The following is a 15,300-nucleotide window of genomic DNA, read 5'->3' as shown; positions in this document are numbered from 1 at the left end:
CACCTCCTATAATCCCTCTCCGTCATTCAGTTTCTTGACTACCCAGTTTACAAAGATCAAAAGAATTACATTGATCACTGAATTAAACAGCCCCACTGCTGTAGAATATCCATAGTCGCCATTCAGAAGACCGATTCTGTATACATAAGTAGAAAGAATCTCAGATGCAGGGAGGTTCATATCTGTCTGCAGTGCATATGCTTTTTCAAAACCAATACTCATAATATTTCCGGCCTGAAGGATAAACTGGATCACAATGATGTTTTTAATAGCCGGAAGCTGTACATACCAGATCTGCTGCAGGATATTTGCTCCATCCACCACTGCTGCCTCTTCCAGATCCTTACTTGCATTGGCAAGTGCTGCAGTATACATAATGGATGCCCATCCGGCTGTCTGCCAGATTCCGCTGGCTATGTAAATGGTACGAAATGCTGCCGGCATAGTCATCCAGTTGGCATCGGAACCGATCAGTTTATTCAGCGGACCTACCGGTGAAAGAAACATACGAACCATACCGCAGAGTACGATAACGGAAATAAAATTCGGCGCATAGATCAGAAGCTGGATCTTTTTCTTGATTCCGGCTCTCCGGATCTGATTCAGAAGCAGTGCCAGAATGATCGGGATCGGAAATCCCCATAATAAGCCGTAAATACTAAGTTTCAGAGTATTTACAAGATAATTCATAAAATCCGGTGACGACAGGAATCTCCGGAAATATTCAAGGCCCACCCACTTACTTCCGAATATACCATCAATAACATTGTAATCCTCAAATGCGATCAGCACACCGCCCATCGGTACATATTTGAAGATGATGGTCAGAAGCAACGCCGGCATCAGAAAGAATACATATAGCTGCCAGTTCTTCTTTACATACTGCAGTTTCTGTGCACAGGTCCGTTTCCCTGTAGAAACTGCTTTCGCAGAACCCTTTTTCATTTTTTTTCCTCCCTTTTTTATGTTTTCGCTCTTTTTGAAACCGGTTAAGTAACCGATTACTTTATAAGCTGATACTACTATATCCGGCCTCGTATGTCAACCATTTTCAGATGATTTCCCCAAAAAAGTAACCGGTTACTTAACTGGTTATTTTTTTATTGCTATTTCAGGCTGATATTGCTATACTGAAATGGAATAAACATATATTTACGCTTTGTTTTCACTATACGAAGCTTACGTAATTCAACTGTAAAAGGAGACTATTTTATACATGGCTAAAAAACAGGTGACATTCGCTGACATCGCAGAATACACTGGTTTTTCCAAGACTACAATTTCCAGATATTTTAATCATCCGGATTCTCTCACCCTGGAAAACCAGGAAAAAATCGCCAGAGCTCTGGATGAGCTTGGTTATAAGAAAAATAAGCTTGCCAAAGTCCTTGCCAATGGAAAAAGTGAATTTGTAGGGATCATTGTACCAAATCTCTATCTTCATTATTATTCCGAAATGCTGACTCAGATTCTCAGGAGCTATTCTGATTATCACTATAAGTTTCTGGTTTTTGTAAGCGACGGTGGCCCTGAAAAAGAAATGCAGTATCTGGACGAGCTGATGGCATATAAGATCGAAGGGCTGATCGTTATGAGCCACACCCTTCCTTCTGAAAAACTGGCATCCTACAAAATCCCGGTTATTGCCATTGAGCGTGAAGCGGAGCATGTCTGCAGTGTCACCACGGACAACTATATGGGATCCACGCAGGCTACTTCTCTTCTGATCCGTAACAAATGTGATGTGCTGATCCATATCAATGTGCATGTACCGCAAAACATTCCCGCCTATGACCGTATCCGTGCATTTGAAGACACATGCAAAGAGCATAATATTCCTTACGAGCTGAATCTTAACGTTCAGGGTGATTCCTATCAGGAAATCTTCGAGAAAATGCGTATGATCTTTCAGGATATTGACAACAAATATCCCCACCAGAAAAAAGGCATATTTTTATCCAATGATACTTACGCAAACATGTTTCTCAATCTGATCTTCCAGAAATATAACTGTTTACCGGAAGAATATCAGATTATTGGTTTCGATAATTCACCGATTGCTGCAGAATCTATCATTCCCATCACCACCGTTGGACAGCAGATTGACGTTATTGCACAAACTACCATGGAGCTTCTTGTCGAGCAAATGAATGAAATGAAAAAAAGAAAACCTTCACCCCTTCAGAAGCCAGTCCATAAAAAAATTACGCCTGTACTGATACGGCGTGAAACCACAGATTGATGAAATAATTTTTTCATTATAGATAAATATAACATTTTTCCATATTCCATAATAATGCAAACATTCATACAACCATAGCTTCGTGCTATAATCCTTTGGAAAAATGTTATACAGAAACCAAAAGATTCTTCAGGCTGCCACGCCCGGAGGCTTATAAATACAACTCAGGGAGGAAATCATGAAAAAAGATCAGGAAATTTTTCAAGAACGTTTAAATCATCATCACGACGAGCTTCGCTGGCTGTACACAGAGCTTTATCACAATGACGATATGTTTGCAGAGCTCTGCGATCAGATGTATCAGTATTTTACAGCACGCCGCCGTGCTCTCAAAAACCGCGACCTTGAAAGAGAAAAAAATCCGGACTGGTTCCGCCAGAAGGATATGCTGGGCATGATGCTCTACATTGACAATTTTGCCGGCAACATCAAGGGAGTTTCTGCCAAGCTTCCATATCTTAAGGAATGCAACATAAACTGTCTGCATCTGATGCCGTTCCTGGATACCCCGAAGGGCCGTTCCGACGGTGGTTACGCAGTAGCCGACTTCCGCAAAGTCCGCCCGGACCTTGGTACCATGGAGGATCTTGCTGCCCTTGCTGACAAATGCCACAAAAACGGAATGAACCTGTGTATGGATTTTGTTATGAACCACACTTCCGAGGATCATGAGTGGGCCAAAAAGGCACGCCAGGGTGACGGAGAATATATGAGCCGTTACTTCTTCTACAACAACCGTGAGATCCCGGACGAGTACGAAAAGACCGTACCTCAGGTGTTCCCTACCACTGCTCCGGGAAACTTTACCTGGCTTCCGGATATCGGTCATTATGTCATGACTACTTTTTACCCGTATCAGTGGGATCTGAACTATGGCAATCCCCGTGTTTTCAATGAGATGATGTATAACTTCCTCTTCCTTGCAAACCAGGGAATGGATGTGATCCGTATTGATGCGGTTCCGTATATCTGGAAAGAGCTGGGAACTCCTTGCCGTAACCTGAAACAGGTTCACACCATCGTCCGTATGATGCGTATGATCGCTGAGATCGTCTGCCCGAGTGTTGTTCTTCTGGGCGAGGTTGTTATGGAACCGGAAAAAGTTGTTCCGTACTTTGGAACCGTGGAGAAACCGGAATGCCATATGCTTTACAATGTAACAACAATGGCTACAACCTGGAACAGCATTGCCACCCGTGATATCCGCCTTCTGAAAAAACAGATGGATATTGTGAACAGCCTTCCGAAGCAGTATACTTTCCTGAATTATCTCCGCTGCCATGATGACATTGGCTGGGGACTGGATTTCGCCACTCTGAAAGACTGGGGCATGGACGAGCCGGCCCACAAGCGTTACCTCAACGATTTCTTCACAGGAAAACATCCGGGAAGCGACAGCCGCGGAGAGCTTTATAACGATGACCCGGTAACTCAGGATGCCCGTTTCTGCGGAACCACTGCTTCCATGTGTGGAATCGAGGCTGCACTTTTTGAAAAAAATGATGAGAAGCCGGAAAGAGGTATCCGTGAAGATCTGATGCTTCACGCATATATGCTTACTCAGTCCGGAATCCCAATGCTTTACAGTTCCGATGAAGTTGGCCGTCTCAATGATTATTCCTATAAAGATGATCCGGATAAAGCAGCGGATTCCCGCTATATCCACCGCGGTGCTTTCCAGTGGGATCTCGCGAAAAAACGGAAATCAAAAACTTCTGTTGAGGGCCAGATCTTCCAGACACTGAGTCGCATGGAGCAGATCCGCCGCCAGGAATCTGTTTTTGACAAAGACTGCGATGTATATACTTACGATGTTCATGATGACAGCATTCTCTGCATCCTCCGCCAGAAGGGAAATGAACGTTTTATCGGAATTTTCAACTTCAGTGACAGTGAAAAAACTGCATGGATGCAGGAAGAAGGAACCTTCCGTGATCTTATTACAGGACAGACTCTGGAGCTTAAGGATGTGGTGCTTCCGGCTTATGGATTTATGTGGTGTAAAAGGGTGTAATGATCCCGGGGCAGTTTCCAGGATCATGAGATCATGAAATCACAGACTTACCTTTAATTTGTTATTTATGTAAATAAAAAAGACGTGACCTTACGGATTGATGGAAAAACATATCCGTTCCGGGTTCACGTCTTTTTATTATGTTATATCTTCAGTTTCTTCTGCATATGCCTGGCATTCAGAAATTACTTGCAGAGTTCCTCTGCCATCGCATCGATCTCTGCTACATTCTCATCACTAAGAGAAGACATAATCTTCACATTATTCTCAAGCCATGTAATGTTTTTGCTCTTCTCGAACATTCCTTTCATGACTTTAGCTGCGGTAGGTGCCCAGCTTCCGTTCTCGATGAGGCCGATGGTACGGTTCTGGTAATTACGCTCTGTCAGGTTCTCGATGAATGTTCTCATGAACGGGAAAGCCTCTCCGTTGTATGTAATGCTGGCCAGTACCAGTTTACCGTAGCGGAAAGCGTCCTCCACTGCCTCTGCCATATCTTCTCTTGCAAGATCGCATACAACAACCTTCGGGCAGCCTTTTTCTTCCAGTTTCTGTGCGAGAAGTTCTGCTGCTTTCTTTGTATTTCCGTATACAGAGGTGTAGGCGATCATGACGCCTTCACTCTCTACTTTATAAGAAGACCAGATATCATATTTCTCCAGGTAATGTCCAAGATTCTCGGTGAGGATCGGTCCGTGGAGCGGGCAGATAGTCTGAATATCCAGAGTTGCTGCTACTTTAAGAAGTTTCTGTACCTGCGGGCCGTATTTTCCAACGATTCCGATATAGTAGCGACGTGCTTCGCAGTCCCAGTCCTCTTCCACATCAAGGGCTCCGAACTTACCGAATCCGTCTGCGGAAAACAGAACTTTATCTGTGCTGTCATATGTGACCATAACCTCCGGCCAGTGTACCATCGGTACAAATACAAAAGTAAGAATATGTTTTCCAAGTGTCAGGCTGTCACCGTTGGCTACGATATGTTTCTTTCCTTCCAGGTCCATTCCACGGAAGAAGTTCTCCATCATGGTGAAAGTTTTAGTATTGGCAACAACGGTTGTATCCGGATATGCTTTCATAAAGTTCTCAATATTTGCGGCGTGGTCCGGCTCCATATGCTGAACTACCAAATAATCCGGTTTCGCGCCATCCAGAACTTCTGCTACTTTTCCCAGCCATTCTTCTGTGAAGTTGGCGTCTACTGTGTCCATAACTGCGATCTTCTCATCTTTGATCACGTAGGAGTTATAGGACATTCCGTTTGGTACTACGTACTGTCCCTCAAACAGGTCTACCTGATGGTCATTTACACCTACATAATAAATATCATTTCCGATTTTCATTGTTACAGGATCCTCCTTGGTCTGCTGTATTTTATATTTTCATTATTTCTGAAAATACTGTCTCATTGCTATCATTTATTATACCATTGTTCATACTGAAAGCAACGTTCAATCCATAATTATCCAGTTCATTATTCCGTTTTATTTCTCGCCTGCAAAGCCCGAAGCCATAGGTCTTCATATTTACAAGCGATGCACAAAAATTCTCATACTTTTTCATACAGTATGATCCCCTCCCAATATCAATATCGCTGGTTCGCTTAAAATCTCCTTTGGCACGGGAGCCAAAAATCTTCCTCCCCCCTGCCTTTTTTCTATCCCGATTTTACCATTTTTATACCTGTTATGTAAATAAAAACAGCCTTCCACAAGCAAGCTTGCTCTAGGCTGTTTTTACTTACGTCTTATACTCTAAACTGTTACAGAATATATTTCCGTAACGCACTTCGAAACTCTCCGATCCTCTGCTCGGCAAGTTCTTTCAGTGTGATGTTCTTCATGCTCTCGATATACCCCTGCTCCTGGCGGTAGAGCCATTTGGTGTCGGCTGGGCGGATTTCCTGGTAGTGGTTGTGAGCCAGCCAGTCTTCGTAGCTGATCGGTGTCGGATAGCCAAGTTTCTCGTCCAGAAGCTCCTTGAAATCGATCTTGTCCGCACGCTCCAGGATTCCCTCCCAGAATTTCAGTACTTCCTCTACATGCTCATGGATCTCATAACGTCTTGCGCCGCCATCGTAGATAATACATTTCTCAAAAAGAGGGCTGCACATGGAAAGTGTCTCTCTTCGAAATTCCGGTGCAACGATTCCGCCCTTCCAGTAGAAGTCAACATCCGGAAGATTGATCCCGGAAACACCTTTATCCTGATAGGTGGCAAAAATCCCCTCATAAAATACCGTGATAAATCCTTCAAACTCCGGCCAGAACTCACGGATCTCTTTTGTCAGGTTCTCAAGAATATCGATTCCCTTGGTTCCACCAATGGTAAAGATGATAATATTACGAAGTTTTGTTCCGTGCTCTCTGTAAAAATCAGTCACATAACGGAGACAATGGATCAGAGTTTCACCACTTGCGATGATATCACCGATCATCAGCGTACTGTCCGGAACCATAGTCAGTTTGCTGTACTTGATCTCAAGTCCGGTCATTTCATCTTCCGCAAAAACACGCTCGCTGGAAAGGAAGCTAATATCATGGACACGGATATGCTCTTTATAACAAGCCTCCTCAAGAGGATAATTCAGTGCACCTCTTAAAATAGAAAGAATATTTGCAGTGGTAACCTTCTTCTGCTCCTTCAGATAATAAAGCATCTGGCAGGTAGACGGGATCAGACAGTTATAAACCTCATATCCAACCACTTCCGGTGTGTTCAGAAGCTTTCTTGTCTCTGCCTCTGAAGTGATATAATACTCGTTTACATAATCTCCGCCATCAAGACGATAGCAGGCAACACCCTGCTCATTAAACTCCGGTACCAGACGTACATTGTCCCAGTTGTTCATGTGTATTTTTCCCCTTTTTTCAAAGACTTTTCGATTTTTCCATATCTCTCAACAGCTTATGATGAACCATCGGATATGTCAAGTATATTCTGCCTGAAAATTATTTATTTTACGGGGTTTTCCCCTCTTTACAAACCTTTTTCAACAGAGTATTGTATAACCTGGATGAAGGAATTTTATATACTTTTTATGAGGTAATTTTATGTGTGAAAATAAAAAAAAGAAATCTCATTCCATAGAGATGACTTCCGGTTCTCTCTGGAAAAATATCCTTCTCTTCAGCCTTCCCCTGATGGGGTCCCAGGTGTTGGAGGTTCTTTTTAACTTAAGTGATGTTGCGGTTGTGGGACGGTTTGCGGACTACCTGGCACTTGGAGCTGTGGGTTCCACAACGCTTCTGGTCACTTTGTTTACCGGAATCCTGATCGGCATGGGAGCAGGTGTCAACGTCCGCGTAGCCCACGAACTTGGCGCCGAAAATAAAAAAGGTACGGAAGAAACCGTCCATACCTCGCTTCTTCTCTGCGCCATCGCAGGCCTTCTGGTCTGTATCATCTGTCTTCTGTTTTCCGGGCAGATGCTGGCCATGATGAACACGAAACCGGAACTGATCGACCAGGCTATTTTATATATGAAGATTTACGCTCTGGGTATGCCTGCCATGGCTGTATACAATTTCGGTAACGGCGTTTTAAGCGCCCGCGGCGATACGAAACGACCACTGATCTATCTTTCCATTGCCGGAGTGATCAACGTTCTTCTGAACCTGTTTTTTGTTATCGTCTGCCATATGGCTGCTGCAGGTGTTGCAACTGCCAGCGCGCTCTCCCTGTATGTGTCCGCGTCTCTGGTAATGATCCACCTCCTCCGGCGAAAAGATGAATGTCAGGTATCCCTGCGTAAGCTCCGTCTTCACCCGAAGGCCTGTAAATCTGTACTGCTCCTTGGTATTCCTACAGGTCTGCAGAACGGAATCTTTGCCATTGCAAACCTGTTCGTACAGACCGGTGTCAATTCCTTTGATGCGGTAATGGTTTCCGGAAACGCAGCTGCCGCAAATGCCGATGCCCTGATCTACAATGTCATGTTTTCTTTTTACACGGCATGTGCAAGCTTCATCGGCCAGAACTGGGGCGCCGGAAACAAAAAGCGTATGCTGAAATCCTATGGCGTCAGCCTTACCTATGCCTTCATCGCAGGCGCGATCCTTGGTGGACTGCTTCTTGTTTTCGGGCCGCAGTTTCTGTCACTGTTTGCCACAGAACCGGCTGTTATTGATGCCGGTATGCAGAGAATCCGGATCATGGGCTTCTGTTATGCTTTCAGCTGTTTTATGGATAGCAGTATCGCAGCTTCCCGTGGCATTGGAAAAAGCATTCCGCCTACCATCATTGTTATCCTGGGTTCCTGCGTATTCCGTATTATCTGGATTTATACGGTATTCGCACACTTCCAGACCATTTCCGCTCTGTATCTTCTGTATATTTTCTCATGGGGAATTACAGGCTTTGCGGAAGTTCTGTTCTTTGCTTTCAGTTTCAGAAAAATCCGGACATGAACACTGCCTTACTTTTACTGATTTCAAAACTATCTGAAGGAGAAAACGTATGAAACACAAACATCATATAAAGAGACTGCTGCACCCTGCTGCAGCAGTACTTTTTACTGCCTTTATTATTACAGTCGCACTGATTCGAAGCCACATTTATCCCTTTGGGGAAAATCTCCTCGTATACAACGACATGCAATATCAGTATACGGATTTCTTTTTATGGTTTTCTAATGTCCTTCACGGAAAAGATTCCCTGATTTATTCTTTTCATTCCGGTCTCGGCGGAAGTACTCTAGCCCTTTTTGCCTATTATCTCGCTTCCCCGTTGAACCTGCTGGTATATTTTGTTGACTCCGCACACATCGGAGAGTTTCTTACTCTCCTGATCTGCCTGAAACTGCTCCTGTGCAGCGTTACTTCATATATTTATATCAGCCGCCGTTTTCAGCCTGCGCCTTTATTTCGGATTCTTATTTCCGTATCCTACGCACTGATGGGTTACAACATTCTTCAGTGCAGCAATATCATGTGGCTGGACGGAGTAATTGCCGCACCTGTCATTGCACTTGGAATTTACCGGCTGATTTCCGGGAACAGACGAAGCCTTTATTTTTTCTCCCTTTTTTATGGAATTCTTACCTGCTGGTACACCGGATATATGCTCTGTCTTTTTGCGGTTCTGTATTTTTTATTTGAAATGTTTTTTCATTATGAAAAAAAATCTCCGGTATTCCGGCAGCTCCTTAAGACAACCGGTGTTTTTATCTCCACCTCCATTCTCAGCCTCATGGCTTCCGGAATTCTGTTTATTCCCCAGGCCATTCATATGCTGGAAGACGGAGAAGGATTTGATCTTTCCATATTTAAGCCGGCATTTGGTTTTTCCTATCTGGAAGGATTCCGGGATTTCTTTCTGGAACCGGATGTTCTCACATGGAATGAGTATATCCCACCTGTATACATCGGATCATTTGTCCTTTTTCTGACAGTCCTTTTTCTTGTTGCAAAAGGCCCCAGCGCATTTCGCAAAAAACTGGCTGCTGCTTATTTTTTCGGATTTATCCTGATTTTTGCATTTCGCCCGCTGAATTATATTTTTACGGCATTTCGTATTCCTACTTCGCACACCTATCGTTATGCATTTATATACGGTCTCTTTATGATTGCCATTGCAGGAATGTGTGCCAGTGAAATCCGTTATATCCGTCAGAAATATCTGATTTTTGCCGCACTGATCATTGCAGGCACCGGAATGATCTTTGACATGATACGGCCTTATGGAAACCAGAACCGTCTGTATTTCAGCTGCTTTGCCGCACTGATAACCGGAATCGGTCTTATTATTATAAAGAAAAAGCCCCGCAGAATCGCTGCACTGCTTTCTGTCTGCCTGCTTCTTCTCTGTACCACTTATGAGTTTTCCTCAAAAATGCAGATGATTTTTTCAGATCATACAGAAAATGTACAATGGTACCGCTCCTATACTGCCACAATGAAAGAGGAGCTTGCGGATCTGATGGACAGTGACCAGTCTCTGTACCGTGTTGACAAAAACTTTTCCAGAACTCCCATGCGTGGAGCCAATGAATCTCTGGCACTGGGATACAGTTCCGTTTCCAACTATACTTCTACCAACAATGTAAAAGAAGCCGTTTTTCTCAGAAAAATGGGATACACCAACGATACCACCCTGGTTCCCTACACTGCCAATCTGGTTATAGATTCTCTCCTTGGTGTAAAATACATTTATTCCAGAGAACCCATTACCGGCTGTGAACAAATCCGTCAGGACATTCTGGACGGCATCCGTCTTTACCGCAACCCTTACGCACTTCCTCTTGGTTATGCCGTAAACAATCTGGAAACAGCTGAGGATTATGGTACAAATGTATTTGAAAATCAGACCCTCCTGTGCAAACACCTGTCCGGACAGGGAGACGGTCTCTACACCAGTGCCGAAATCCAGTCTCAGGATACCGATGGAAATTCATGGACCTCCTGGGAACTTAAAGTTCCTGCTGATGGCGCCTTTTACTGTTATTTTTCCAATGAAGCCAATAATACAAATATTGAGGTCAACGGCCAGTATTTCAAAACCAATCCCTGGTATGAAAATCCCATTCTCTATCTGGGAGAATACAAATCCGGCGATACGGTAACCATCCGTCTTCTCAATGATGAAGGCAATTACAAAGACGACTACGGATTATGTGCGGCAACTCTGAATACTCAGGTTCTGAAAAATGTAACCGATCTTTTACGCAGCCGTTCCTGTACCATACAGAAAATGGAAAAGGGAGAAGTGCTGGCAGAATATGATGCCGCTGATGAGGAAACACTCCTGCTTACTGTTCCTGACGAAAACGGATGGGATCTTTATATCAACGGAAAAAAATCCACAAAATATCAGGCAGAAAATACCTTTATCGCTGTTCCGGTTTCCAAAGGCCATAATACCATCCAGCTGCGTTACCATGCACCTGGATTACGTGCAGGTATTTTTTCCAGTGTTCTGGCTCTTGGACTTTTTTCCTTCCTGTCACTGTCACGAAACAAAAAAAACATTGATATATAATTACTTTTTTCGTGATTGTTGTACATTTGTCTTTACAAGACGGACAAAATTGTATATAATCATTACATTGTGCTTTTACGTGATGCAGTATTAGTATTACATCTCGAAACAGCAAAAAAGCATTCTCACACAATAGGAAAGAGGAAAAGTAGTTATGAAAAACCTGATTCAAAAATGGAACAGCATCAATCTGATCAAACGTATCATCTGCGGTCTGATCGTTGGTATCATCCTCGGCCTTGCCATCCCGCAGGCGTCTGTGATCTCCATTCTCGGTGACCTGTTCGTCGGTGCTCTCCGTGGAATTGCTCCACTTCTGGTGTTCTTCCTGGTAATGAGCTCTCTGTGCCACATGGGAAAAGGCCAGAAAACAAACATGAAATTCGTCGTTGTACTTTACCTTCTTGGAAATATACTTTCAGCACTGGCAGCTGTTATCTCCAGCCGTCTGTTCCCGATCATGCTGACTTTTTCCGAGAATACAAATACTTCCGATGTCACTCCACCAAGCGGTGTTGCAGAAGTCCTCAAAAATCTTCTGATGAACATTGTTTCCAACCCGGTTGACGCACTTGTGAACGCAAACTATATCGGTATCCTTGCATGGGCTATCATTTTCGGTATCGCACTGAAGGCCGCAAGTGAAACCACCAAGACTGTCATCGAAAACATTTCCGATGCAACTTCCACAGCAGTCAGATGGATCATCAGTCTTGCTCCATTCGGTATCATGGGCCTGATCTTCACAACCATCTCCGAGCAGGGACTTGGCGTACTTTTAAGCTATGGCCGTCTGATCTGTGTACTGGTTGGAACCATGCTCTTTGTTGCACTGGTGATCAATCCGGTCGTTACTTTCATCTGCACACGTCAGAATCCATATCCGCTGGTTCTTCGCTGTCTGAAAGACAGTGGACTCACAGCATTTTTCACAAGAAGCTCTGCTGCCAACATTCCGGTAAACATGGAGCTCTGCAAAGACCTTGGACTTGATGAGGATACCTATTCCATCTCCATCCCTCTTGGTGCAACCATCAACATGGGGGGTGCTGCGATTACCATTTCCATCATGGCTCTGGCAGCTGCACATACACTTGGTATCAGCGTAGACTTCCCCACCGCTCTGATCCTCTGCATCTTGGCTGCTGCAAGTGCGGCAGGTGCTTCCGGAGTTGCCGGTGGTTCTCTGCTTCTGATCCCCATGGCCTGCAGCCTTTTTGGAATCCCCAATGATGTTGCCATGCAGGTAGTTGGTGTTGGTTTCATCGTAGGTGTTATCCAGGATTCCTGCGAGACAGCACTGAACTCTTCCACAGACGTACTTTATACAGCATGCGCCTGCAAGATCAGAAAGAAAAAATAATCACACTTACATATGTTAATTTGTAAAAAAAGAGCAGATCTTCCACAATTGGAAAATCTGCTCCTTTTTTGTCTCAACCTTCAATTCCTGCAATATCTGCACTCGGTAAATAAGATATCCTCTACATCTGAAAAAACTTCCAGCTCTCACCCATCCGCACAGCCAGATACACGATCTCAAAGATCACCGCCACAGATCCCAGTTTGAAAAGCAGTGAGTCAACAAAGCCCCCTGCCTTGCAGAAATCCAGCGCAATTCCTCCTGGCAGCGGATACAGAATCCGGACCCGTTTCCGGTTAAAACAGTCCAGTATCAGATGGGACGCAAAGCCTGTCACAAAGTAGGGTACCAGCTGTACAGATACCATGGAAAGCGCTCCGCTTAAAATGGCCATGGCCATAATGGAATGCATAAACGACCGGTGCGGTTGATTTTTTCCAAAGGCACAGACTGCAATAAAAATAATAACCCCCATAGCTACCGGTGCCATGGACTGGTCATTTCGGATCTTTTCCCAGATGGAAAAATCATAAAAATAATTCAGTGCGATCTCTGCTGCCACAAGCAGTACCGCGATCAGCGTAATCCGGTCCGCATCTTTATGGGACTTGGAAGTTCCCACGTCAATGTCACTGATCAGCGCTCCAAGCATTCCTGTTCCTGCGGCAAGTACCAGACCGGAAACTGTGGAGGGCTGTGTAACTGCCAGTACCGTTCCAAGTCCGACTGCCGCGTGTGTTTTTCCTGTCATAATTCTCCCCTTGCTGTAAGCGGATAAAATCATCCGCATTCGGTTAAAATAAGACAGCTGTCAGCCTCCCCTTTACTGACAGCTGCCTCCACGAAACAGCATTATATCACACAAAAAACTACGATTCTATCTAAAATCTTTCCACTCTCTTCCACGTCCCGTTTAAACGGAATATACTTCATGAACGTTCCTTTTAATCGGACCAGTTCATCCGTCCATAACGAAGTGTCATTCCATGTATCTCCTTCTGAAGTTTGATCGTCAGCTCTCTCTTACGTATTCTCCACTTCCAGTTCTTTCCTACTGTGGACGGCTGGTTCATTCTGCAGCTGTTATCCAGCCCCATGTAATCCTGCATGGGGATCACACAGAGTTTTGCACTACTTCGCATAACCATACTGATAAAACATTTGTACAGATCTTTATCCGGTGTCCAGTTATCACAGAGATAATCTCTGGCAAGCTTGCGCTCTTTTACCGTAATACTCTTCCACCATCCGGCAATGGTCTCATTATCGTGGGTTCCTGTGTATGCCACGCTGTTCTCCGGATAGTTATGCGGAAGGTAATCGTTGGCACATCCGGAATCTCTGGAGTCAAAAGCAAACTCCAGGACTTTCATTCCCGGGAAACCGCTGTCATGGACAAGCTGGCGAACGGAATCTGTTACATAGCCAAGATCCTCCGCAATGACCTGCTTCCAGCCAAGGACCTGCTCCACTTTGCGGAACAGATCGATCCCAGGACCTTTTTCCCAGTGGCCGCCAATGGCATTTTCCGCACCGTACGGAATAGAAAAATACTCATCAAAACCACGGAAATGGTCAATTCTTACCACATCATAAAGACGGAATACATAGCTCAGTCTGGAAAGCCACCACTGATATCCGGTATTTCTGTGATAATCCCAGCGGTACAGAGGATTTCCCCAGAGCTGTCCGGTTGCGGAAAATCCATCTGGCGGGCATCCGGCTACCGCTGTCGGTACATTCTCCTCATCCAGCTGGAAAAGCTCCGGATGAGCCCAGGTATCCGCACTGTCCATAGCTACATAGATCGGAATATCACCAATGATCTGGATGCCTTTTTCGTTGGCATATTTTTTCAGTTTCATCCACTGTTCATAGAATTTAAACTGCATATACTGCTGGAATTCAATATCAAAATACAGTTCTCTGCGATAGTAATCCATGGCATTTCCCCAGCGGAGACGGATATCCTCCGCCCATTTGGTCCACTCCACACCGCCGAACTGATCTTTCACAGCCATAAAAAGTGCATAGTCGGAAAGCCACCATTTATTCTCTGCCACGAATCTCTGATAATCCTGATTTTCGCTGATGTTGCTGTTCTCGTAAGCTTTGCGGAGAAGTTTGTAACGTCCTTTATAAATCTTCTCGTAGTCTACGCTGTCCGCTCTTTTTCCCCAGTTAACTTTCTCGCAGTCCTCTTTTGTAAGAACGCCTTCCTCCACCAGTGCCTTCAGACTGATAAAATACGGATTTCCCGCAAAGGTAGAGAAGGACTGATACGGAGAATCTCCGTAGCTTGTAGGGCCCAGCGGAAGGATCTGCCAGTAGCTCTGTCCTGCTTCCTTCAGCCAATCCACAAAATCATAGGCACTTTTTGAAAAACATCCAATACCGTACTCTGACGGCAGGCTTGTGATCGGCATCAGAATGCCGGCTGCTCTTTTATCCATATCTTTTCTCTCCTTATGTTGAGCCCTGCATCTCAGAGCATCTTATCTATTATCCTCTCACGGATGCATATTCATATAATTTACGCAACCGTTTGCGTAAATTATACGTCCATTTTGCATGAAGTGCAATGCATTTTTTTCTTTTCTACCTTTCTTACAATTTTTACATCCTGATTTTGTGCAGTTTTTCATCATGCCAAGCAGAAATCTGTCTGCATCTCACTACCTGATTCTCTGTGCATCTGTTTTT

The 15,300-nt window shown here is 44.4% G+C and carries 10 protein-coding genes and 2 pseudogenes; 5 read left to right on the top strand and 7 right to left on the bottom strand.

Annotated features, from left to right (window positions below; all coding sequences use genetic code 11):
- Positions 1-6: 6 nt before the first annotated feature.
- On the bottom strand, positions 7-945 hold the full coding sequence (locus tag GPK88_RS06465) for an ABC transporter permease (RefSeq protein ID WP_215707613.1): 939 nt from the start codon (positions 943-945) through the stop codon (positions 7-9).
- Between the two features lie 271 nt (positions 946-1,216).
- Here GPK88_RS06465 and GPK88_RS06460 point away from each other — a divergent pair, with 271 nt between their 5' ends.
- A complete protein-coding gene (locus GPK88_RS06460) occupies positions 1,217-2,242 on the top strand; it encodes a LacI family DNA-binding transcriptional regulator (RefSeq protein ID WP_195566800.1) in 1,026 nt (341 codons plus the stop codon).
- 178 nt (positions 2,243-2,420) lie between these two features.
- The gene (locus GPK88_RS06455) at positions 2,421-4,256 is read left to right on the top strand and encodes an amylosucrase (protein WP_215707612.1); all 1,836 of its coding nucleotides are present in this window, start codon (positions 2,421-2,423) and stop codon (positions 4,254-4,256) included.
- A gap of 188 nt (positions 4,257-4,444) precedes the next feature.
- Here the strand turns inward: GPK88_RS06455 and GPK88_RS06450 are convergent.
- The 4 genes and pseudogenes from GPK88_RS06450 to GPK88_RS06440 form a co-directional block, all read right to left on the bottom strand.
- Positions 4,445-5,599 (bottom strand): annotated as a pseudogene (locus GPK88_RS06450) (FprA family A-type flavoprotein); the annotation flags it as partial.
- Between the two features lie 31 nt (positions 5,600-5,630).
- On the bottom strand, positions 5,631-5,819 hold the full coding sequence (locus GPK88_RS06445) for a hypothetical protein (RefSeq protein WP_243278999.1): 189 nt from the start codon (positions 5,817-5,819) through the stop codon (positions 5,631-5,633).
- Between the two features lie 15 nt (positions 5,820-5,834).
- Positions 5,835-5,891 (bottom strand): annotated as a pseudogene (locus GPK88_RS19755) (nucleotidyltransferase domain-containing protein); the annotation flags it as partial.
- Positions 5,892-6,018: 127 nt separating this feature from the next.
- Positions 6,019-7,107 (bottom strand): hypothetical protein, encoded by a 1,089-nt coding sequence (locus GPK88_RS06440; protein ID WP_174095809.1) that lies wholly within the window; start codon positions 7,105-7,107, stop codon positions 6,019-6,021.
- A 202-nt stretch (positions 7,108-7,309) separates the two neighbouring features.
- Between GPK88_RS06440 and GPK88_RS06435 the strand changes: the two genes are divergently transcribed.
- The 3 genes from GPK88_RS06435 to sstT all read left to right on the top strand — a co-directional run bounded on the left by GPK88_RS06435 (position 7,310) and on the right by sstT (position 12,597).
- Positions 7,310-8,665 carry an MATE family efflux transporter gene (locus tag GPK88_RS06435; RefSeq protein ID WP_173762914.1) on the top strand — a complete coding sequence of 452 codons (1,356 nt, stop codon included), beginning with the start codon at positions 7,310-7,312 and terminating at the stop codon, positions 8,663-8,665.
- A gap of 49 nt (positions 8,666-8,714) precedes the next feature.
- Complete coding sequence (locus GPK88_RS06430) at positions 8,715-11,234, top strand: YfhO family protein (RefSeq protein ID WP_215707610.1); 2,520 nt, start codon at positions 8,715-8,717, stop codon at positions 11,232-11,234.
- A gap of 154 nt (positions 11,235-11,388) precedes the next feature.
- Positions 11,389-12,597, top strand: coding sequence for a serine/threonine transporter SstT (gene sstT / locus GPK88_RS06425; protein ID WP_173762912.1), 1,209 nt, complete (start codon positions 11,389-11,391; stop codon positions 12,595-12,597).
- A gap of 121 nt (positions 12,598-12,718) precedes the next feature.
- On the opposite strand, the gene GPK88_RS06420 is transcribed toward sstT, so the two are convergent.
- A complete protein-coding gene (locus GPK88_RS06420) occupies positions 12,719-13,348 on the bottom strand; it encodes a metal-dependent hydrolase (RefSeq protein WP_173762911.1) in 630 nt (209 codons plus the stop codon).
- A gap of 193 nt (positions 13,349-13,541) precedes the next feature.
- Positions 13,542-15,050: a 4-alpha-glucanotransferase gene (gene malQ / locus GPK88_RS06415; RefSeq protein WP_173762910.1), complete on the bottom strand. Its 1,509-nt coding sequence runs from the start codon at positions 15,048-15,050 to the stop codon at positions 13,542-13,544.
- Positions 15,051-15,300 lie beyond the last annotated feature (250 nt).

The organism is Blautia sp. MCC269, assembly GCF_018785655.1.
Classification (GTDB): Bacteria; Bacillota; Clostridia; order Lachnospirales; family Lachnospiraceae; genus Blautia_A.
Note: the sequence above shows the minus strand (reverse complement) of the source record. Positions and strands in the feature narration are given on the sequence as shown.